This window comes from Streptomyces sp. NPDC006879, assembly GCF_042869595.1.
GTDB lineage: Bacteria > Actinomycetota > Actinomycetes > Streptomycetales > Streptomycetaceae > Streptomyces.
In genome coordinates, this window is sequence record NZ_JBIAGC010000004.1 from 30,889 (window position 1) to 50,728 (window position 19,840).

Sequence of the window (19,840 nt, forward strand, 5' to 3'; positions counted from 1 at the left end):
AATCGGGCGATCTAGCCTCGAATCATGATCTACCGGCTGACATCGCACCCTCACCACGGATCACCGATCTGCCTCTAGGGTTGGGCCGTGAACTTCCCCCACTCATCCTCGACCACCGCAGACGACACGCCCGTGTGCTCCGCCAAGGGCTGCCGGGACACCGCCCTTTGGGTGCTCGCCTGGAACAATCCGAAACTGCACGAACCGCAGCGGCGCAAGACCTGGCTGGCCTGTGAGGCGCACCGCGAGCACCTGTCCCGCTTCCTGGACGTACGCGGCTTCCTGAAGGACGTGGTGTCCCTGGCCGACTGGGAGTCGTCCCCCGGGGGTTCAGCCGCCGATCGCTGACATCGGACGCTCGGGCTGGAGGAAGGAGGGGTCGTCCAGCCCCGAGCCCGCCTTCTTGCCCCACATGGCGACCTTCCACAGTCGGCCGATCTCCTCGTCCGAGGCGCCCGAGCGCAGCGCCGCGCGTAGGTCCGACTCCTCTGTCGCGAAGAGGCAGGTCCGCACCTGTCCGTCGGCGGTCAGCCTCGTACGGTCGCAAGCGCGGCAGAAGGGACGGGTCACCGAAGCGATGACGCCGACGGTGGCCGGCCCGCCGTCGACGATCCAACGCTCCGCCGGCGCCGAGCCCCGCTCGCCCTCGCCTTCCTCGGTGAGGGAGAAGCGACTCCGCAGGGAAGAGAGGATGTCGCCGGCGGTGATCATGCCCTCGCGCTTCCACCCGTGCTGGGCGTCCAGCGGCATCTGCTCGATGAAGCGCAGCTCGTAGTCGTTCGCGATCGCCCACGCGAGGAGGTCGGGTGCCTCGTCGTCGTTGAGGCCGGGCATCAGGACCGCGTTTACCTTGACCGGAGTCAGCCCGGCTTGCCGCGCGGCAGCCATGCCGTCGACGACGTCCCGATGGCGGTCCCGGCGAGTGAGGGTCTTGAAGACTTCCGGCCTCAGGGTGTCCAGGGAGACGTTGACCCGGTCGAGCCCAGCAGCCTTGAGCGCACTCGCGGTGCGCTTGAGCCCGATCCCGTTGGTGGTCAGGGACATCTTGGGACGGGGGTCGAGCGCGGCGCAACGCTCGACGATCCCGACCAGCCCGGGCCGCAGCAGGGGCTCTCCGCCGGTGAAGCGCACCTCGGTGACACCGAGGTCGGTCACGGCGATGCCGATCAGTCGGACGATCTCGTCATCGGTGAGGAGGTCCGGCTTGGCCAGCCACTGCAAGCCTTCCTCGGGCATGCAGTAGGTGCACCGCAGATTGCAGCGGTCTGTCAAAGAAACACGCAGGTCAGTGGCCACTCGGCCGTAGGTGTCGATCAGCACTGAGGGCCTCCTCCCCGGTCCGTGCCCCTCGGGTGTCCCTCGGGTCGGGTGTTGCCACCGAGCCTACGCGAAGCTCGCGGTCGGTAGAGGTGCCGGATCGAACGAGAGGGGGGGTGGCCGCGTCGTAGGGAAGTACGACGCGGCCACTGGGAACCGCCCTGTGGCCCCGGCGGACGTAGGGCGCCAGATCAGTGTGCGCCGGTACCGGTGAGCGAACGGACTTCAAGTTCGGCGTACTTCTGCGGGTCGGCCGGCTCCGTGGACAACACCGTGCCCAGCCAGCCGAGCAGGAAGCCCAGCGGAATCGAGATGAGGCCGGGGTTCTGCAGCGGGAACCAGTAGAAGTCCGCGTCCTTGAACATGGAAGTGGGCTTACCGGACACCACGGGCGAGAACAGCACCAGGGTTACCGACGAGGTCAGGCCGCCGTAGATCGACCAGAGCGCGCCCTTGGTCGTGAACCGCTTCCAGAACAGGCTGTAGAGGATGGTGGGCAGGTTCGCCGAGGCAGCGACGGCGAAGGCTAGCGCCACCAGGCCGGCGACGTTCAGATCGCGGGCCAGGGCGCCGAGGCCGATGGCCGCGGCACCGATGAGGACGGTTGCCCAGCGCGCGGCCCGCACCTCCTCCTTCTCGGTCGCCTCACCGCGGCGGATGACGTTGACGTAGATGTCGTGCGCGAAGGACGAGGAAGAAGCCAGGGTGAGCCCCGCGACCACGGCGAGGATGGTGGCGAAGGCCACCGCGGAGATGACGGCGAGCAAAATGGCGCCGCCCGTGGAGTCGGGCCCACCGCCGACCGCCTGGGCGAGGAGCGGCGCGGCCGTGTTGCCGGCCTTGTTGGAAGCCGTGATCTCTTCGCGGTCCAGCAGTGCGGCGGCTCCGAAACCCAGGGCGATGGTCATCAGGTAGAAGCCCCCGATGATGCCGATCGCCCAGTTCACGGACTTACGGGCGGCCTTGGCGGTGGGAACGGTGTAGAAGCGGATCAGGATGTGCGGCAGCCCCGCGGTGCCCAGGACCAGTGCGAGCCCGAGGGAGAGGAAGTCGAGCTTGGAGGTGGCGTCGACGCCGTACTTCAGGCCGGGTTCAAGGAAGGCTGAGCCCTGTCCGCTGTTCTCAGCGGCGGCACCAAGCAGGTCCGAGATGTTGAACCCGAACTTCAGCAGGACCAGGAAGGTGATGAGCAGGGTGCCGGCGATGAGCAACACGGCTTTGACCATCTGGACCCAGGTGGTGCCTTTCATGCCGCCGATGGACACGTACACGATCATCAGGACGCCGACCAGGGCGACGATGGCGACCTGTCCGCCCTCGCTGGTGATGCCGAGCAGCAGGGAGACGAGGACGCCGGCGCCGGCCATCTGGGCCAGCAAGTAGAAGATCGACACGACGATGGTGGAGGCGCCCGCAGCGGTGCGCACCGGCCGCTGGCGCATCCGGTAGGCCAGGACGTCGCCCATGGTGTAGCGACCGGAGTTACGCAGCGGCTCGGCGACCAGCAGGAGCGCGACGAGCCAGGCGACCAGGAACCCGATGGAGTAGAGGAACCCGTCGTAGCCGAAGAGGGCGATGGCACCGGCGATGCCGAGGAAGGAGGCGGCGGACATGTAGTCGCCGGAGATGGCCAGGCCGTTCTGGAAGCCGGTGAACTGCCTACCACCGGCGTAGAAGTCGGCGGCACCCTTGGTCTGACGACCGGCCCAGACGGTGATGGCCAAGGTCGCGAGGACGAAGAGCCCGAACAGGGTGATGATGAGAGTGCGGTGCTCGCCGGCACCGCCGGACGCCAGGGGCTGCGCGGCCGCGAGGGCTTGGGGGAAGCTCATGCGTCCGCCTCCATACGGGCCTTGATGGCCTCGGCCCTGGGGTCGAGCTTGCTGCTTGCGTGCCGGGAGTACCACCACGCGATCAGGAAGGTGCTGGCGAACTGACACAACCCCAGGAACAGCGCCACGTTGAAGTTCCCGAAGAGCTGTGTACCCATCAGGCCGCCCGCATAGTTGGAAAGCAGCACGTACATCAGGTACCAGGCGATAAAGCCCACCGTAAAGGGAAAGGCGAAGGACCGGTAGGAACGACGCAGTTCGCCGAATTCCTGGCTTCCCTGCATTTCGGTGAACTGCTCGGCCCGAGGTGCGGCCGGACGGGTGTCCGTGCCGCGTCGTGGCGGCAGCGCGTCGGTTGTCACGGACTCTCCTTGCATGGCGGATGCAGCGGCGGACGGAATGGGGACGGACAAAGCGGCCTCCGTGCGGGGTGTGATGGTCCATACCCCCCTGCCAACGGCACGGCTGCGAGCGCTCTTCGGTTCAACAACCGATTTTTCTTCCGGAATTCATTGCTCCGGCAGGAAGATCAGCGCTAGTTTCACTCGTCATGTCCCCGTCCATCACGACCCGTGCGTGGGCGGCAATTTCACGGATGATGTGGAGAACCCATGGCTCATCTGGGATCCAGGCGTCGGGCTGCTCTCGCGGTGCCGCTCGGCCTGGCACTCACGGCCTCGTTCGGCTTCCTCCCCAGTGCGGCCTCCGCCGCACCGCTCAACGAGACGCCCACGGCAGCCGTCAGCACGAACGGCCCCGAGCTCTCGTACGTGGTGAACCTGAGCCACTACGGTTCGGTGAAGCACGTGACGCGGGCGATCGAGCGAGCCGGCGGGTCCGTGGTGACGACCCATCACAAGATCGGCGTGATCGTCGTGCACTCGGCGAACCCGGAGTTCGCACAGCAGATACGCAAGGCCTGGGGCGTAGCCTCGGCCGGCGCCACCCGCACGGCCCCGCTCCAGGCCGTGCAGACCACGGACGAGGGATCGACGCAGGTCCTGAGCGCCGAAGCGGCGGCCAAGGCGAAGAAGGCCGCCAAGCCGGGCATGGAGCCCTTGGAGGCGAACCAGTGGGACCTGCGCGCCATCGGCGCCGACAAGGCCCACAAGATCAGCCAGGGCAGCCGCCGGGTGACGGTCGGCGTGATCGACACGGGTGTTGACGACACCCACCCGGACCTGGCGCCGAACTTCTCCCGCTCCCAGTCGGCGAACTGCGTCGGAGGCGTGGCGGACACCTCTGAGGGCGCCTGGCGTCCCTACGCTGACGGCAGTGACCACGGCACCCACGTGGCGGGCATCATCGCCGCCGCACGCAACGGCATCGGCGTCAGCGGTGTCGCGCCGGGCGTCAAGGTAGCCGGCATCAAGGTCTCCGAGCCGGCGACCAGCCTCTTCTACACGGAGGCGGTTGTCTGCGGCTTCATGTTCGCCGCAGAAAAGGGCATCGAGATCACGAACAACAGCTACTACGTCGACCCGTGGTACTTCAACTGCAAGGACGACCCGGACCAGGGCGCCCTGGTGGAGTCGCTGACCCGCGCCACCCGCTACGCGGCGAAGAAGGGCGTGCTCAGCGTCGCCTCGGCCGGCAACTCCAACTGGGACCTGGACTCCGACGCGATCGTCGACGACAGCAGCCCGAACGACACCACCCCGGGCTCGCGGACCATCAACCCGAAGGAGTGCTGGGACGTCCCCACTCAGCTGCCGGGCGTGGTCACCGTCGGTGCGACCGGTGACAAGGGCCTGAAGTCGTACTACTCCAACTACGGCCTCGGTGTCATCGACGTGTCCGCCCCCGGTGGCGACAAGTGGCAGGTCCCGGACACCCCGGACGCCAACGGCCGCATCCTGTCGACCATCCCGGGCGGCGAGTACGGCTACAAGCAGGGCACCTCGATGGCCGGACCGGAGGTCGCGGGCGTCGCGGCGCTGCTCAAGAGCGAGCACCCGTGGGCCACTCCGGCCCAGCTCCAGTGGATGCTGAAGGCGCAGGCGAGCAAGACGGCCTGCCCGACGCACGTCTACAACTCGGCCGGTGAACTGATCGAGGCGACCACCTGCAAGAGCAACGGCCGCCTGACCGGCTACTACGGTGCCGGTGTGGTCAACGCGCTGCGCGCGGTGCGCTAGTTCCGCAGAGGGCGTCCGCCTCGCGCCAAGGGGCGGACGCCGACCACCGCAGCACGGGTGAGACCTCGTCGATCACGACGGGCGAAGGGGCCGGGCGTGCCAGCCCGGCCCCTCACGCGTGTTCCGCCGTCGCCTGCAAGCGCCTCGCACCTCTCGTGCGAGGTGACGGCGCGGTCAGAGGCTGATCAGCACCTTGAGTGCGCTGCGGTCGTCCATCGCTCGGTAGCCCTCGGGCACCTCCTCAAGGGCTACCTCACGGTCGAAGACCGGGGAGGGGTCGATGGTGCCGTCGAGGACGTCGGCGAGCAGTTCGGGGAGGTACGCGCGTACCGGTGCCACACCACCGCGCAATGTGATGTTGCGGCTGAACATGACACCAAGGTCGACGCCGGTGCCGCTACCGTGCGGGACTCCCACATAGCCGACCGCTCCGCCGTCCCGGGTGATGTTCACGGCGGTCCGCATGGACTGTTCGGTTCCCACCGCCTCGATCACGGCGTGCGCGCCGGCGCCGCCGGTCAACTCCCGCACGGCGCTCTCGGCGGCTTCGCCCCGTTCAGCGACGACGTCGGTGGCACCAAAGCGCTTGGCGAGGTCGGTCCGCGCCGAGTGGCGCCCCAGCGCGATGATCCGCTCGGCCCCCAGCCGCTTGGCCGCCAGGACGCCACACAGGCCCACCGCTCCGTCACCGACCACCGCGACCGTGCTCCCCGGAGCCACGCCCGCACCCAGCGCGGCGTGGTGACCCGTTCCCATCACGTCGGACAGTGCCAGCAGCGCGGTCAGCAGTCGCTCGTCGGACGCCGCGTCGGCCGGTAGCTTGACGAGCGTGCCGTCGGCGTACGGGACCCGAACCGCCTCCCCCTGGCCGCCGTCGGAACCCGGCGAGCCCCAAAAGCCACCGTGCGCGCAGGAGGTGTTCAGCCCTTCCAGGCAGTACACGCAGGTGCCGTCGGACCACGTGAACGGGGCCACCACGAGATCGCCCACCCTCACCGAGGACACGTCGGACCCGATGTGCTCGATCACGCCGAGGAACTCGTGTCCGATCCGCTGACCCGGCAGTCGCTTGGCCGCGCCCCGGTAGGCCCACAGGTCGCTGCCGCAGATGCAGGCCCGAAGAACCCTCACCACCGCGTCCTGGGGCTGCTGGACGGAGGCGTCCGGCACGTCCTCCACCCGGATGTCGTGGGGTGCGTGGATGACGGTGGCGCGCATCGTGTGGTCCTCATGGCGTAGGCGTGGGTGTAGGTCAGACTTCTATGGCCTGTCCACGGTACGCCGCCGCCGCGTCCACCCGGCCGCGGGGCCCTTCGAGAACGCCCCAGGTCAGCAGGGACTGGGCGCCGAGATAGGTGAACATGATCCAGAACTCGGGAGCCGGCAGCTGGGGCCATTCGGCCACGCCGGTGGCGATCAGGGTGTCGGAGAGCAGGAACAGCGCCCCACCCACTCCCGTGGCAAGGCCGAGGGCGGCCGAACGCAGTGCCATGGCCGTCAACAGCAGGCTGTAGCCGGCGACGGGGACGCGTAGTTCGGCGGGGAGGTCCGGCCAGAGCGAGGCCACCATGACCGCACAGGCCGCCAGGTAGCCCGCGGCAACGAAGGCGGAACCCCTTGTCTTGCCGAAGAGCAGCAGGTAGCAGACGTGCCCGAGGGCGAAGGAGCCCATGCCCACGAGGAAGGCCGGGTCCGCGTCGAAGAGAAGGGCGACGTCTCCACCCCAGCCGAACAGGAGCGCGGCGACCAATAGGCGGGGAGCCCGCCGGGTGGCTGCGTAACCCGCCAACAAGGGCATCAGCAGGGGTTTGGCCAGCAGGTGCCCCGGATCCCAGTCGGCGAGGAGGGAAAGGAGATCGGCGCTCGATGCGAGGGCGAAGGCTCCGAGCAGGAGTACGCCTGCCCTGTCACGCGTCACCGTGCACCGCCATGTTTTCTACGCGGTCTTCCCCGTCCACGCGGCCCACAGCGGCGGCTTCGGTCCGGCCAGCCGACCCGGTGGATCGGTCTGGGAAAGACTCGCGGGCACCGGGCACCGTCCCCGAGCCCGGCCCGCCGGCTGGGGTTGGCTGCCACCCGGGACCACGCAAGAGTCGGCCGACACGTTCGCGCCAGCTACGCGCCGCCCGGACGTCCCGGGCGATCAACACGTACTCGTGGGTGGCCACCTTCAGCGGATTGTGGGTGTCGATGTTCTTGGTGAGTCCGAAGACCGGGCGCTCGGTCTCTGCGACGAAGGAGCCGAAGAGCCGGTCCCAGACGATCAGGATCCCACCGAAGTTCCGGTCCAGATAGCCCCCTTGGGAGGCGTGGTGAACCCGGTGGTGGGAGGGGGTGTTGAAGAGGAACTCGAACGGCCGCGGCAACTTGTCGATGCGCTCGGTGTGGATCCAGAACTGGTAGACGAGGTTGATCGAGTAGCAGAAGGCGACCGCCGCGGGATGCACACCACAAGCGATCATCGGCAGGTAGAAGGGCCAGGAGGTCAGGCTGGTCCAGGGCTGGCGCAGGGCTGTGGTGAGGTTGAACTTGCGGCTGCTGTGGTGCACCACGTGACAAGCCCACAGGATGCGGATGACGTGGTGCCCGCGGTGTTGCCAGTAGTAGAAGAAGTCCTGGGCCAACAACATCAACAGAATCGTCCACCACAGCACCGGCACGCGCAGCGGGGTCAGTTCGTACACCGCCGTGTAGATCGCCACGATCGGGATCTTCCACAGGAGATCGAAGAGCAGACTGCCCAGTCCCATGCTGACGCTGGTGACCGCGTCCTTGGCCGCGTACCCGGCGGCGTCCTCGTCGGGGTGGATGCGGTAGCTGACCACCTCGACGACGGTGAGCAGCACGAAGGCGGGTATGGACCACAGCACGACATCGGGCAGGTTCGGCATGTCCGCACCATAGAGGCGCGTTCCAGGGGTCCGCCAGGGGTTGTTACCAATCAGTATTGATAAGGGTTACCGCGGGTTCGCCTGGGGAGCGGTCGACATCAGAGCCCTCCCGAGACGAACCCGGGCGACAGTCACCAGACGCGGACCGATCCGCCTCTGGCGAAGGCCGGACTGGTGGCCCCCGGTGGTGGTGCCGCGAGCGGCACCGAGACCTCCGCGTGTGTGGGGCCATGCCGGGCCGCCAGCGGCGCCAGTGCGGCGAGGTCGAACCCGTACACGCGGGCCGCGTTGCCACCGACCATCAGCGCGACCTCGGCGGGCGGCAACCCGGCGTAGGCGATGCGTAGGCCCTCGCGGGAGTGTGGGGCGGTGCCCTCGTCATGCGGATAGTCACTCCCCCACATGATCTTGTCGAGGCCGATGCGGTCCCGCAGCGGCACCTCGTGCGGACGCATGAAGCTCGCGCCGACGAAGCAGTGCTCCCGCCAGACCGCGCTCGGCCCGTCGCCCATCGCCTCGGCCAACCCCGCCCCGAACCTGGACTCCGCGGTCACCTCCTTGGCAGCCGGAGCCACCAGCCTGCCGTGGTAGTAGTCCAGCATCTCCAACACACCGGGGATCCAGCCGGAGCCCTGCTCCGTCAGAACCAGACGCAGCCCCGGATGGCGGCGGAAGGCCCCACCGAAGATGAGGTGCCACAGGGCTCGGTGTGAGAACCAGGTGGTCTCCACCATGAACACAGCACGTGCGGCGGGTTCGTCGCCGAGCGGCGGGGAGGCCGAGCCACCATGGTGGTTGACGGGCACCTCCAGGTCCGCACAGACTGCCCAAATCGGGTCGTAGACGGCCGAGTACAGCTCGGGAAGACCGGAGCCCGGCGGCACCCCCGGCAGTAGGACACCCCCGGTCAGCCCTGCCGCACGAGTGCGACGGATCTCCCGTACCGCCTCCTCCACGTCGTTCAGCAGGATCTGGGCGACACCCGCCCGGCGGCCGGGGGCCCGCCCGCAGAAGTCGGCGAGCCAGCGGTTGTGGGCGCGCAGCCCGGCCCAGCGCTGCTCGTACTCGGCTCGCCCGGGTGGTGGTGCCATCAGGGAGGCGCTGGGGAAGAACGGCGGAATGGTGTTGGGGAAGACAACCTCCGCGACGATGCCGTCGGCTTCCAGCTCGGCGAGCCGAAGGGCTGAGTTCCAGTTGCGGTCGGCGGTATCGGCGAGGAGGTCCTCGTGCGGGTTGACATAGTCGGCGGCCCAGGCGTCGAAGTCCTCGTGGTACCGCTTCTCCAGGTACGGCCGGTAGTCGAGGAGGTCGGCGCCCGCATGGCAGTCCGCGGAGATGACGGTGTAGCGCTGTCCGTCGACCCCGGCAGGCGCGCCCGCCGTCGGTCCACTCGCGGCACGGTTCACCGGTCCGCTCCCAGGACGGGCAGGTCGTGGCCGGTCAGCCAGTGCCGCCCCACCTGTCGCGAACGCGCCCAGGACGCTTGGACCGCGGACTGGTCCGGGTCCTGGCCGAGCTCGGCCGGCGTCGGGCCGATCCGGCGGGCCAACGGGGCGAGGGCGGCCGTGTCGAAGCCGAACGCCTCGGCGGCGGACAGGCCCAGCATCCGGCGGGTCTCGGAGACCGGGATGTCATGGAAGGTCCTGCCCAGCCAGGAGCGGGTAGCCGGCCAGGTGCCTTCGGGATGGGGGAAGTCGCTGCCCCACAGGATGTTGTCGACGCCGATCTCGTAGCGCTGGGCGAGCTCCCGGCGTTTGGTGTTGGTGGCGCAGATGAACACCTGTCGGTCCAGGTAGGCGCTGGGCGGCCGTCGGAGCTCCTCGAACGGGGAGAGCTTCTTGCCTCCGTGTGCCCCGAGGTAGAGCCGGTCCATGAACCACAGCTGGTTCGGCAGCCACCAGCAGCCGGACTCGGCGATGCCGAACTTCAGTCCCGGATGTCGTTCGAAGACCCCGGACCACAGCAGGAACCACAGCGGGCGGGCCGGCCACCAGGTGACCTCCGAGACGTAGATGCCCAGGTGGTCGCCGTACTCGTGGCGGGGTGCCGCCCCCGAGTGGGTGAGCACCGGCATCGCCGTCTCGGCGGCGGCGGCCCACACGGGGTCGTAGCGGCGGTCGTGGTACGGGGCCCGGTCCACCCACATCGCGGGGATCATCAAGGCTCCCAGCCCTGACGCCTTGGCACGGTGGACCTCGGCGACCACGGCGTCCGGGTCGCCGGTGACGGGCAGCAGCGCCACTCCGCAGTGGCGTTCGGGCTGCTGACCGACGAACTCGGCCAGCCAGCGGTTGTGCGCCCGTGCGCCGGCCATGCCGAGTTCGGGGTCCTGGTCGCCGGAGAGCCCGAGACCGACACCGAAGGGGGCGACGGTGCGGCTGTCGACCGCATCGGCGTCCGGGAAGACCACCTCGGCGGCCACGCCGTCACCGTCGAGTTCCTTGAGCCGCTGGGCACTGTCCCAACCGCCGCGCAGCCCCTCTTCGTTGTCACGGAACCACTGGTCCGCGAAGGCTTCGTTGCGGATGCCGAGCCGGGTGGCTTCGGCGCGACGGGCCTCGCGCTGGCCCAGGAAGTCGTCGAACCGTGCGTGGAACCGGGATTCGAGATAGGGGCGGTACTGCTCGGTCGGCAGCCCCGCGTGACAGTCGGAGGAAATGATCAGGTACGGGTCTTCGGCCAGGTCACCGGACACGGTGCACCCCTCAGTCGAGGATGAAGCTTTCCAGGTAGGCGGGGTTGGCGCGGTCGAGCATCGACTGCGCCCGAGCCCTGATCTGTCGGTCGCTGTGTTCGCTGGCCGGAAGCATCCAGAACCGGTCGGCGCCGATCCCTTCCACCACGTGCTCGGCGACCTGCTCGACGGGCGTGAAGGCGACCTCACGGCCGGCCTGCTTCATCGCCGCCTCCCACTGGGTCAGAGTGCGGTAGGGGTTGCGGCGCGGGCGCTGCTTCGCGTACCGCTGGGGGCGGTTGCGGTGCGACTCCCACAGGCCGGTGCGCAGCATGTGCGGGCCGGGGAACAGCACGGAGGCCCCGATGGCGGTCGTTTCGGCCCGCAGGTGCGCGTAGAGCGACTCCGTCATGGTCACCACGGCCGCCTTGGTAACCGCGTAGACGGACGCCGTGGGCAGCGGGGCGATCCCGCCGTCCCCGGAGGAGGTGTTCACCACATGGCCCGGCTCACCCCCGGCGATCATGCGGGGGATGAAGGCCTGGATGCCGTGGAAGACCCCCCAGACGTTGACGGAGAAGGCCCACTGCCAGTCGCGTGCCTCGTGCTCCCAGATGCGGCCTTCCGCCCCGGAGCCGACACCGGCGTTGTTGCACAAGACGTGGACGGCGTCGAAGGCCCCGTAGGCGGCGTCGGCGAGGGCGAGGACGGAATCGGCGTCGGCGACGTCGGTGACCTGGGCGAGGACCTCGGCGCCGTCCGCCGCCATCTGCGCCGCGGTCTCGGCGAGTGCGGCTTCCTCGATGTCGGCGAGGACCACCCGCAGTCCGGCAGCGGCGAACCGGTGGGCCAGCGCCCGTCCGATCCCGCTGGCGGCGCCGGTGACCACTGCGGTCTGACCCCTTGCGAGCCGCATCACGCACTCCCCTCAGGTGTGCCGTCGAAGAGCTGCTGCGGATCGTCGTAACGCTGGTGGAGGTACGGCAGGAGGCTCTGGGCACTGACCCGTTCGACGGGCTCACCGCTCTGCTGGGTGGTCTTCTCACCGATGGTGATCTCCACGACCCGACGGACCGGAAGGTCTGCGACCGGGTCGTACATGGACTCCCGCAGGACCACGTCTCCGGTGATGCTCTCCAGCTTGCGGACCCGCTCCCGGCGGGTGCAGTGCACCAACAGCGGTTCGGAGTCGAGTCCGTTGCCGTCCACGGCCGGCAGGAACTTGAAGTAGAAGTCGGTCCTGCGCGCCGGTGCGGGCAGCGCCAGCTCACCCGAGACGGCTCCGCGCACCTCCACGAAGGCGATCTTGTGACGGGCCAGCGCGGCCCGAACGACCAGTCCCGCCCGCTCCAGCGTCACCTCGCCGAGCTTCTTGGGCTCGCCGAAGACCTCCCGTCCACCGGTCAGGGCCCGTTCGTGGGTCATCGGCATCACCAGCGGATACCAGCCCTCCACCTCGCCATGCCGGGCGGCCACTGCCACCGAGCCGGCCCCCAGGGGGTACCCGGGTAGTTCGACGGTGCTGATGGCGGCCCGCACCAGGGGCCGCCCGGTGGGCTGCAACGGTGGCGGCAGGACCGCGGCCACCACCTCCGCGTCGCTCTCCCACAGCGCGACCACGCCGGTGGACCAGATCTCGGGGAGCTTGGCGTTTCGTTCGCGCGCCGCCGCGATCTCGGCTTCGGTGCGCGCTCCGTACCGTATGCGTGCCATCGCCGGCACCACCCTTCGGTCGGTTCTGTAACACAGTTACACCGCGCCCGATGAAGGGTAAAGGGGCTTGCAGAGAACGAACTGACGGCTCGACAGCTCACTGGATATGGGGTTGCGGCAGTGGCGAGAAGCCCGCTGACACGTACCGCGATCCTCGACGCGGCTGCCGAAATGGTCCAACAGCACGGTGTGCAGGGGTTGACCATGCGGGGGCTCGCCGCCGAACTCGGCACCGCCGTGACCTCCATCTACTGGCACGTCGGCAATCGGGAATCGCTGCTGGACGCCCTGGTCGAGCGGACCCTACAGGAGATGGGCGCGATCCGCCCCGGTGGCCGCACCCCCACCGACCGTATCGTCTCGGTGGCCCGCGGGCTCCGCCACGAACTGCGCGCTCGGCCCCATCTGATCGCCATGGTCCACGAGCGCGGCCTGACGGACCAGATGTTCCTGCCGGCCCAGCGCGCCCTGGTTCGCGAGGTGCACGCCGCGGGCCTGCGCGGCGCCCGCGCCGCACAGGCGGTGCGGGCCGTACAGTTCCAGATCGTCGGCTTCGTCCTGGTCGAACGCAACCGGGAACGCGCCCCGATCCAGTCACCGGCCGAAGGCGAACTGTGGGACACCGGGGACCACGACCCCGCCGAGGACCCCGCCCTCGTCCGGGCACTGGCCAGGCCACCCGATCCGGAACGACTGTTCACCCTGTCCGTACGGGCACTGGTGCGGTCCTTGCTGGCGACGTGATGTCGCGGGGTGCCGCCGTCCCCCGCGAGGGGCCGGCGGCGCAGGGCCATCGCCCCATCGGGGCGGTACCTGTCGGCGACGGCCCGTATCCTCTGTGACCATGCTCGACGACGACCGCACCACCGCAGCAGCCACGTGGCCGACCAGCTACCCGCAGGGGTACGCGGTCGTCGACGTCGAGACCACCGGCCTCGCCCGCGACGACCGGATAGTGTCTGCGGCCGTCTACCGGCTCGACGCGCAGGGCAACGTAGAGGACCACTGGTATACGTTGGTCAATCCGCAGCGGGACCCCGGACCGGTCTGGATCCACGGCCTGACCAGCGACGCCCTGGAGAACGCACCGCTCTTCGGGGACATCGCCTACGAGTTCTCCACCCGCTTGCAGGGCAGGGTGCTGGTGGCCCACAACGCCATCTTCGACTGGCAGATGATCTCAAGGGAGTACGCCCGGGCGCGGGCTTCCGCGCCGGTGCGCCAGCGACTGTGCACCATCGCGCTGTCCAAGGAACTCGGGCTTCCGCTGCCCAACCACAAGCTGGAGTCGCTGGCCGCGCACTTCGGGGTCGTCCAACAACGCGCCCACCACGCCCTGGACGACGCCCGTGTCCTCGCCGAGGCATTCCGGCCCTCCCTGCACGCCGCGGCGCGCGGGGGAGTACGCCTCCCCCTGCTCGAATGTCGGCCGCTGACGGAGTGGTCGGATTCGCCCGCCCGCCCCACGATCGGGCGACAGGCTTCCTATCGGGCGACGAGTTGGCGACCTTCGAGGAAGCGACCGCCGTGCCCGTACCCCAATCCTGGACGCTACGAGACAGATAAACCACTCAAACAGGGCATGCGTGTTGCCTTTTCCGGTGACACCTCGGTGGACCGGGAGCTCCTGGAGGACCGCGCGGTCGAAGCCGGACTCCACGTCGCCACCAGCGTGTCCCGGCTGACCAGCCTGCTGGTGACCAACGACCCGGAATCCGCCACCTCCAAGACGGCAAAGGCCAAGACCTTCGGCACGCCGGTGGTCGACGAGGCCGCCTTCACCCAGCTGCTCCGGGACGTGGCCCCGGCAGACGGGTGATTGAAGGGCGACTCGCCCGCCGTCCGCTCGCTCCGCACCGTCGAAGCGTCCCACCCTGTGGCGCATGGCACGTTGTGAGGTTTGCGGAAACGACTACGGCATGTCCTTCGAGGTCCACGCACAAGGCGCGGTGCACGTCTTCGACTGCTTCGCCTGCGCCATCCACCGGATGGCACCCATCTGCGAGCACTGCCGGGTCCAGATCATCGGCCAGGGCGTCGAGGTCGAGGGGCACTGGTACTGCGGCGGACACTGCGCGCGCGCCGAGGGGAGGGCCGGCATCGTGGACAGGGTGTGAGGCCCCCTGCACCCAAGCACCCCACGGCCGGGAGGTACCGTCGTGGGGTGTACCGCTTTGTGTTGACCCGGCAGTGGGTGTGCTTCACGCTGCTCGCCCTGCTCCTCATCCCCGCGATGGTCAAGCTGGGCTTTTGGCAGTTCCACCGTCATGAGCACCGGGTGGCCCAGAACGACCTGCTCGGGCACAACCTCGCCGCCGGACCGGTACCCGTCACCGAACTCACCTCACCCGGGCACACCGTCCCGCGGTCCGACTACTGGCGCCAGGTCACCGCCACCGGCTCCTACGACAGGTCGCACGAGGTGGTCGTACGCCGCCGCACTTCCAACGACGACCGGGTCGGCTTCCACGTCCTGACCCCACTGGTCCTGCGCGACGGGCAGGTCCTCCTCGTCAACCGCGGCTGGGTCCCCGCCGGGGAGGATCAGCGGGCCTTCCCCCCAGTGCCTGCGGCCCCCGGCCATGAAGTCACGATCACCGGTCGGCTGAAGGCCGACGAGACCTCCGGCGCCAGTGGCATCAAAGACCTCAGCGGCCTTCCCGACCGCCAGGTCATGCTCATCAACAGCACCCAACAGGCGGCCCTGCTCTCCCGCCCGGTGCTCGGCGGCTACGTGGAGTTGACCCGCCCCGCCCCGCCCGGTGGCAGCCCCGAGACGATCAACGACCCGGATCACGACTCCATCGGCCCCCACATGGCGTACGCCGTACAGTGGTGGCTCTTCGCGGCGGCGGTACCGTTTGGCTGGATCATCCTGGTACGGCGCGAGCGCCGGGAACGCGAACAGCGTGCCGCTCACCGCAACGCATCCACCGCGGCCTCCGAGCCGGTGGGTAGCGCCGCGTCCTAGCGCCGTGGCGAAAGGGTCGGCGAGCCGTCGCGAACCCCTGCGGCCGAAACACTGGCCCCGACCTCAAGTCCTCCCGGCCACGGCGGGTTTCCACGTCTCCCGAAGCCATGCAGGTGGGGCCTGGGATGTCGGTGCGCTTCCGGCCCGCTCCGTCGGGGGCACTGGTCAGTCGCCGTGGCGGCACGGCAGGATGGGCGCATGGATCTTGGATTGAAAGACCGCGCATACCTGGTGACCGGAGCCACTCGTGGTCTCGGGTTCGCCGCGGCCCGCGAGTTGACCTCCGAGGGCGCCAAGGTCGTCCTCACCGGCCGGGACGAGGAGCGCGCCAAGGCCGCCGCCGCCGAACTCGGCCCACAGGCCATCGGTCTGGGTGCCGACAACGCCGACCCCGGTGCGGCCGAGCGGCTCATCACCACCGCCCGCGACCAGTTCGGTCGCTTCGACGGCGTCCTCATCAGCGTGGGCGGCCCGGCCCCGGGCTTCGTGGCGGACATCACCGACGCCCAGTGGACGACCGCCTTCGAGTCGGTGTTCCTGGGTGCGGTGCGCCTCGCCCGCGCCGCCGCGGCCTCGCTGGGGGACGGCGGGGTCATCGGTTTCGTGCTGTCCGCCTCGGTGTACGAGCCGATCCCGGGCCTGACCGTCTCCAACGGCCTGCGTCCGGGCCTGGCCGGCTTCGCCAAATCGCTGGCCGACGAGCTCGGCCCCCGCGGGATCCGTGTCGTCGGGCTACTGCCCTCGCGGATCGACACGGACCGGGTGCGGGAGCTGGATGCCCTGTCAGGTGACGCCGACGCGTCCCGCGCGGCCAACGAGTCCCAGATTCCACTGCGCCGCTACGGCACCCCCGAGGAGTTCGGACGCACCGCGGCCTTCCTGCTCTCCCCCGCCGCCTCCTACCTGACGGGCACGATGCTCGCGGTGGACGGAGGCGCCCGCCACGGGTTCTGACCTTCGGCCGGGGCTCTGGTGGCCCGGGGCATGGGCCCTCAGGTAACCCGCCGAGCCCGTCGGCTGACAGCCGTCAGACGGACCTCGGCGGGAATGCCGCTCAGGCGCGTCGAACGGCTGGCATGCAGGAGCGCCCGGCCGGTCAGTGCGGTGAGGGCGTCCGCGGGCACCGCATAGGGTTCGAGCAGCAGGCGGACACGGGCAGTAGGCGCGTCCCGACGGCCGTGCAGGGTGATGCGGGCTCGCACCACGCCGTCGACCTGCTCGGCCTCCCGGTCCATGACCTCTTCAAGGGCCTGTACACGAAGGACCGCACCCGCTCCGTCGCCGGTGTCCACCAGGAGCGTGGCCGGGCCCGGGCGGCGGAGCTGGGCGAGGAACCACCACAGTGCGAGCAGGACAGCCAGCGCGAGCCCGGTGAGCACCACCGGCCACCACCACCCCGCACTCTGCCAACGCTCCGGCTCTGCCCTGTCGAGGAGGACGTCCGTGCGTCCCGCGTAGGGCCAGGACCCGGTCAGCAGCACGGCTCCGAAGGCCAGGAGTACGATCCCGGTCAGCCCGAGGAGGGCCCGGTTGACCGTCTTCAGCATGCCCAGTTCACCTCTTTTCCTTGGCGCGGTTCACTCGGATTCGCACCTGCGGCGTCCTTGCCAGGCCGAGTTCCGCCACCGCCACCGCCATGACGTGGTCGAGGTCGGACCGTACGTCCGCAAGCTCCCGGAAATGCGAGTCGACGTGCACCGTCACCTGTGACCGAGCCATATGAACGCGTACAGCTCGCACTCCGGACACCTCCATGGCCCGGTCCCGCACCAGTACGCAGGCTGCCTTCCGGTCCAGAGCGGCCCGTACGCCCTCAGCCCCCTCCGGCTGCCGCATGGGCAGCAGGTCTCGAAGACCCGGTGTCACCGCGAGGTAGACCAGCCCGCCCCCCAGCAGCAGTGAGCCCACGGCACCCGCGACCACCCAGCCCGCGTCGAGCCGGTGCTCGGCAAGCGTCGCGGTCAGCGCCCGACGCCAGTGCATCGCCGGGCGATGGGCCCGCACCTCAGCGAGGTCGTAGAGGAAGAGGGCGGTAGTGCCCAGGATGAAGAAGGCCACCAGCGCAGCTGGCAGCCGGCGCGTCGACCAGAGGCGCCCGCTGCCCGCGGCCCGCTCCGTGGGGGTGACCTCGGTGGGGGTGGCCTCGGTACCGGGCAGACCATGCTGCTGCGCGCCAGCGCTCATCGCAGCCTCCCTCGCACGGTCGGCAGGGGGTGCACCTCGTGCAACCGCTCCACCTCGATGTCCACCTCCGGCACCGCCATTCCGGCCAGTTCCTCGATCCGGTGCGCGACCGCCCGGCGAACGGCGGCACACTGGCCACCAATATCGGAGGGGTAGTCAAGCTCCAATGTGATGCGTACACGAGCAATGTCATGGTGCACGGTCACCGTTGCGTGCGGAGGCGTTTGGAGGGACGAGTGCTCGGTCAGTGCCTCTCGGGCCGCCCGTGCGGCGATCTTCGCGACCACCCGGTCTGCGATGTGAGTGGCCCCACGTTCGGCGGACGGGACCCTTACGGCCCGGGGTACCGGTGTTCCGGCCGGCTGACCCAACCCCGCTCACCGTCCCCGCTCGTCGCGCTCACGCGGGCGGAAGAAGTCACCCGGCTCCAGGTCACCGTCCAGGAAACGGCCCACCACGAACCCGATCGCCCCCAGCGCCGCCACCAAGAGGAAGGCAGGAAACCCGCCGAAGTACCCGGCGAACCCGAGGGCCATGCCGGCCAGCATGAAGGCCACAGCCATACTCATCCAGAGCTCCTCTCAGCCCAACCCTTCACTGAAGCCTCGACTCCGGCGCCTCTTCGTCCTCATCCGGCAATTTGACGTCGGTCACGGCGATGTTGACCTCGACCACTTCCAACTCGGTCATCCGCTCCACGGACGAGATCACGTTCTCCCGGACGTCCCGAGCCACAGCGGCGATGGATACCGCGTAGTCCACGACGATCTCCATGTCGAGGGCGGTCTGCACCTCTCCGACCTCGGCCTTAACCCCACGGGTGAGGGACTTCGAGCCACTACCGGGCACCCGGTCGCGCACCGCACCGAAACTGCGGGAGTTGCCACCGCCGAGCGCGTGCACGCCCGTCACCTCCCGAGCTGCCAGCCCGGCGATCTTCTCCACCACGCCGTCGGCGATGGTGGTGCGACCGCGGGTCGCCGGATCTCCGCCGCCTCGGGGGGGCTGGTCGAAGAGAGGGCCTGATTGGGTGTCGGTCATCGCCATGCGTCCCTTCGGGCCTGACGGTTCGCTCTGTTCGCCCACAGTAGGTGCGCATGCCCCCTGGCGCCCCGGCTATGCGGGTGTCTGGAGCAATGAGGACGCCCGGCCGGAGTCAACCCGGCCGGGCGTGGACGCATGTGCTGGACCCGACGGTCCTTGGTCGGAGGGGGTCAGTCGGAGACGCCCGCGAGGTCACGGAGCCTGCGCGCCTGCGCGGCTCGTTCGGCGGTGCGCTGCTGCTCGAAGTCTCGGCTGGCGGCGCCCCCCAGCAGCGCCTTGGTTTCGATCACGGCGTCCCGTGGGGCGGCGATCAGGGCCGCAGCCAGGTCCAAGACCGCGCCGTCCAGCTCTTCGGCCTCCACCACGAGGTTGGCGAGACCAGCGCGCTCGGCTTCCGCGGCGTGCACGAAACGCCCCGTGGCACAGATTTCGAGCGCCCGGGCGTAGCCGACGAGGGAGACCAGCGGATGGGTACCGGTGAGGTCCGGCACCAGACCGAGGCTGGTCTCACGCATCGCGAACTGCACGTCCTGGGCAACGACCCGCAGGTCACAGGCGAGGGCCAGCTGGAAGCCCGCACCGATGGCATGGCCCTGAACGGCCGCGATCGACACGATGTCCGGACGCCGCCACCAGGTGAAGGCTTCCTGGTACTCGGCGATGACGGCGTCGAGCGCGGCGTCGGAGCCGCGTGCCAGATCAAGGAAGGACGGTTCCCCCTCAAAGCCTTCGGGGGTGAAGGCCTGTCGATCGAGCCCTGCGGAGAAGGACTTGCCCTCACCTCGCAGTACGACCACCCTTACGTCACCGGGCAGTGACCGCCCGGCCTCCGACAGCGCCCTCCAGAGTGCGGGAGATTGGGCGTTGCGCTTGGCCGGGTTGGTCAACGTAACCGTGGCGACCGCGTCGTCGACGGTGAGCCGTACGCCGTCCTTGTCGAGGACGAGGGCAGGTTCGAGCGAAGCCATGAACGCCTCCGGATGAGAGCAGTAGGCAGTAAGTGACTGCACAGTAACCACCCGGACGGCCTGCCGGCCGACCGGGGGTCACCAGACTGCAAGGATCATCCGACTGCG

Annotated in this window: 23 protein-coding genes; 7 read left to right on the forward strand and 16 right to left on the reverse strand. The window is 69.3% G+C overall.

What is annotated here, in order from left to right:
- The first annotated feature begins 87 nt into the window (after positions 1-87).
- Complete coding sequence (locus ACFYMC_RS04590) at positions 88-348, forward strand: hypothetical protein (protein ID WP_388518732.1); 261 nt, start codon at positions 88-90, stop codon at positions 346-348.
- Here ACFYMC_RS04590 and moaA read toward each other — a convergent pair.
- From moaA to ACFYMC_RS04605, 3 genes are all read right to left on the reverse strand, one after another.
- Positions 331-1,320: a GTP 3',8-cyclase MoaA gene (gene moaA, locus ACFYMC_RS04595; RefSeq protein ID WP_388518735.1), complete on the reverse strand. Its 990-nt coding sequence runs from the start codon at positions 1,318-1,320 to the stop codon at positions 331-333. The genes ACFYMC_RS04590 and moaA overlap by 18 nt on opposite strands.
- Positions 1,321-1,508: 188 nt before the next feature.
- Complete coding sequence (locus ACFYMC_RS04600) at positions 1,509-3,149, reverse strand: cation acetate symporter (protein ID WP_388518737.1); 1,641 nt, start codon at positions 3,147-3,149, stop codon at positions 1,509-1,511.
- The gene (locus tag ACFYMC_RS04605; RefSeq protein ID WP_388518740.1) at positions 3,146-3,511 is read right to left on the reverse strand and encodes a DUF485 domain-containing protein; all 366 of its coding nucleotides are present in this window, start codon (positions 3,509-3,511) and stop codon (positions 3,146-3,148) included. The genes ACFYMC_RS04600 and ACFYMC_RS04605 overlap by 4 nt, the downstream gene beginning before the upstream one ends.
- Positions 3,512-3,760: 249 nt before the next feature.
- On the opposite strand from ACFYMC_RS04605, the gene ACFYMC_RS04610 reads away from it, so the two are divergent.
- Positions 3,761-5,287, forward strand: a complete 1,527-nt coding sequence (locus tag ACFYMC_RS04610) for a S8 family serine peptidase (RefSeq protein ID WP_388518743.1) — start codon at positions 3,761-3,763, stop codon at positions 5,285-5,287.
- 174 nt (positions 5,288-5,461) lie between these two features.
- On the opposite strand, the gene ACFYMC_RS04615 is transcribed toward ACFYMC_RS04610, so the two are convergent.
- From ACFYMC_RS04615 to ACFYMC_RS04645, 7 genes are all read right to left on the reverse strand, one after another.
- Positions 5,462-6,505: a zinc-dependent alcohol dehydrogenase family protein gene (locus ACFYMC_RS04615; RefSeq protein WP_388518746.1), complete on the reverse strand. Its 1,044-nt coding sequence runs from the start codon at positions 6,503-6,505 to the stop codon at positions 5,462-5,464.
- 34 nt (positions 6,506-6,539) lie between these two features.
- Positions 6,540-7,205, reverse strand: a complete 666-nt coding sequence (locus ACFYMC_RS04620; protein WP_388518749.1) for a lysoplasmalogenase — start codon at positions 7,203-7,205, stop codon at positions 6,540-6,542.
- Positions 7,195-8,178 (reverse strand): sterol desaturase family protein, encoded by a 984-nt coding sequence (locus ACFYMC_RS04625; RefSeq protein ID WP_388518752.1) that lies wholly within the window; start codon positions 8,176-8,178, stop codon positions 7,195-7,197. Before ACFYMC_RS04625 ends, ACFYMC_RS04620 begins: the two co-directional genes overlap by 11 nt.
- A 131-nt stretch (positions 8,179-8,309) precedes the next feature.
- Entirely contained in the window at positions 8,310-9,584 is a 1,275-nt protein-coding gene (locus tag ACFYMC_RS04630) for an amidohydrolase family protein (RefSeq protein ID WP_388518754.1), read from the reverse strand.
- Positions 9,581-10,873 (reverse strand): amidohydrolase family protein, encoded by a 1,293-nt coding sequence (locus ACFYMC_RS04635; protein ID WP_388518757.1) that lies wholly within the window; start codon positions 10,871-10,873, stop codon positions 9,581-9,583. The genes ACFYMC_RS04630 and ACFYMC_RS04635 overlap by 4 nt, the downstream gene beginning before the upstream one ends.
- A gap of 10 nt (positions 10,874-10,883) precedes the next feature.
- Positions 10,884-11,768 carry an SDR family NAD(P)-dependent oxidoreductase gene (locus ACFYMC_RS04640; protein ID WP_388518760.1) on the reverse strand — a complete coding sequence of 295 codons (885 nt, stop codon included), beginning with the start codon at positions 11,766-11,768 and terminating at the stop codon, positions 10,884-10,886.
- Positions 11,768-12,565, reverse strand: coding sequence for an acetoacetate decarboxylase family protein (locus ACFYMC_RS04645; RefSeq protein ID WP_388518762.1), 798 nt, complete (start codon positions 12,563-12,565; stop codon positions 11,768-11,770). Before ACFYMC_RS04645 ends, ACFYMC_RS04640 begins: the two co-directional genes overlap by 1 nt.
- A 120-nt stretch (positions 12,566-12,685) precedes the next feature.
- Here ACFYMC_RS04645 and ACFYMC_RS04650 point away from each other — a divergent pair, with 120 nt between their 5' ends.
- From ACFYMC_RS04650 to ACFYMC_RS04670, 5 genes are all read left to right on the forward strand, one after another.
- The gene (locus tag ACFYMC_RS04650; RefSeq protein ID WP_388518764.1) at positions 12,686-13,309 is read left to right on the forward strand and encodes a TetR/AcrR family transcriptional regulator; all 624 of its coding nucleotides are present in this window, start codon (positions 12,686-12,688) and stop codon (positions 13,307-13,309) included.
- 94 nt (positions 13,310-13,403) lie between these two features.
- Positions 13,404-14,384 (forward strand): DEDDh family exonuclease, encoded by a 981-nt coding sequence (locus ACFYMC_RS04655; protein ID WP_388518765.1) that lies wholly within the window; start codon positions 13,404-13,406, stop codon positions 14,382-14,384.
- Between the two features lie 64 nt (positions 14,385-14,448).
- The gene (locus ACFYMC_RS04660) at positions 14,449-14,682 is read left to right on the forward strand and encodes a hypothetical protein (protein ID WP_388518767.1); all 234 of its coding nucleotides are present in this window, start codon (positions 14,449-14,451) and stop codon (positions 14,680-14,682) included.
- 47 nt (positions 14,683-14,729) lie between these two features.
- A complete protein-coding gene (locus ACFYMC_RS04665; protein WP_388518770.1) occupies positions 14,730-15,536 on the forward strand; it encodes an SURF1 family protein in 807 nt (268 codons plus the stop codon).
- Between the two features lie 198 nt (positions 15,537-15,734).
- Positions 15,735-16,490 (forward strand): SDR family oxidoreductase, encoded by a 756-nt coding sequence (locus ACFYMC_RS04670; protein ID WP_388518773.1) that lies wholly within the window; start codon positions 15,735-15,737, stop codon positions 16,488-16,490.
- A 38-nt stretch (positions 16,491-16,528) separates the two neighbouring features.
- Here ACFYMC_RS04670 and amaP read toward each other — a convergent pair whose 3' ends face one another.
- The 6 genes from amaP to ACFYMC_RS04700 all read right to left on the reverse strand — a co-directional run bounded on the left by amaP (position 16,529) and on the right by ACFYMC_RS04700 (position 19,732).
- Positions 16,529-17,083: an alkaline shock response membrane anchor protein AmaP gene (gene amaP, locus ACFYMC_RS04675; RefSeq protein WP_388518775.1), complete on the reverse strand. Its 555-nt coding sequence runs from the start codon at positions 17,081-17,083 to the stop codon at positions 16,529-16,531.
- Positions 17,084-17,090: 7 nt separating this feature from the next.
- The gene (locus ACFYMC_RS04680; protein WP_388518778.1) at positions 17,091-17,720 is read right to left on the reverse strand and encodes a DUF6286 domain-containing protein; all 630 of its coding nucleotides are present in this window, start codon (positions 17,718-17,720) and stop codon (positions 17,091-17,093) included.
- Positions 17,717-18,007, reverse strand: a complete 291-nt coding sequence (locus ACFYMC_RS04685; protein ID WP_388518781.1) for a hypothetical protein — start codon at positions 18,005-18,007, stop codon at positions 17,717-17,719. The genes ACFYMC_RS04680 and ACFYMC_RS04685 overlap by 4 nt, the downstream gene beginning before the upstream one ends.
- Positions 18,008-18,097: 90 nt before the next feature.
- Positions 18,098-18,289, reverse strand: coding sequence for a hypothetical protein (locus tag ACFYMC_RS04690; RefSeq protein WP_388518784.1), 192 nt, complete (start codon positions 18,287-18,289; stop codon positions 18,098-18,100).
- A gap of 25 nt (positions 18,290-18,314) precedes the next feature.
- Complete coding sequence (locus tag ACFYMC_RS04695) at positions 18,315-18,761, reverse strand: Asp23/Gls24 family envelope stress response protein (protein WP_388518787.1); 447 nt, start codon at positions 18,759-18,761, stop codon at positions 18,315-18,317.
- Between the two features lie 173 nt (positions 18,762-18,934).
- Positions 18,935-19,732, reverse strand: coding sequence for an enoyl-CoA hydratase/isomerase family protein (locus ACFYMC_RS04700; protein WP_388518789.1), 798 nt, complete (start codon positions 19,730-19,732; stop codon positions 18,935-18,937).
- Positions 19,733-19,840: the final 108 nt, after the last annotated feature.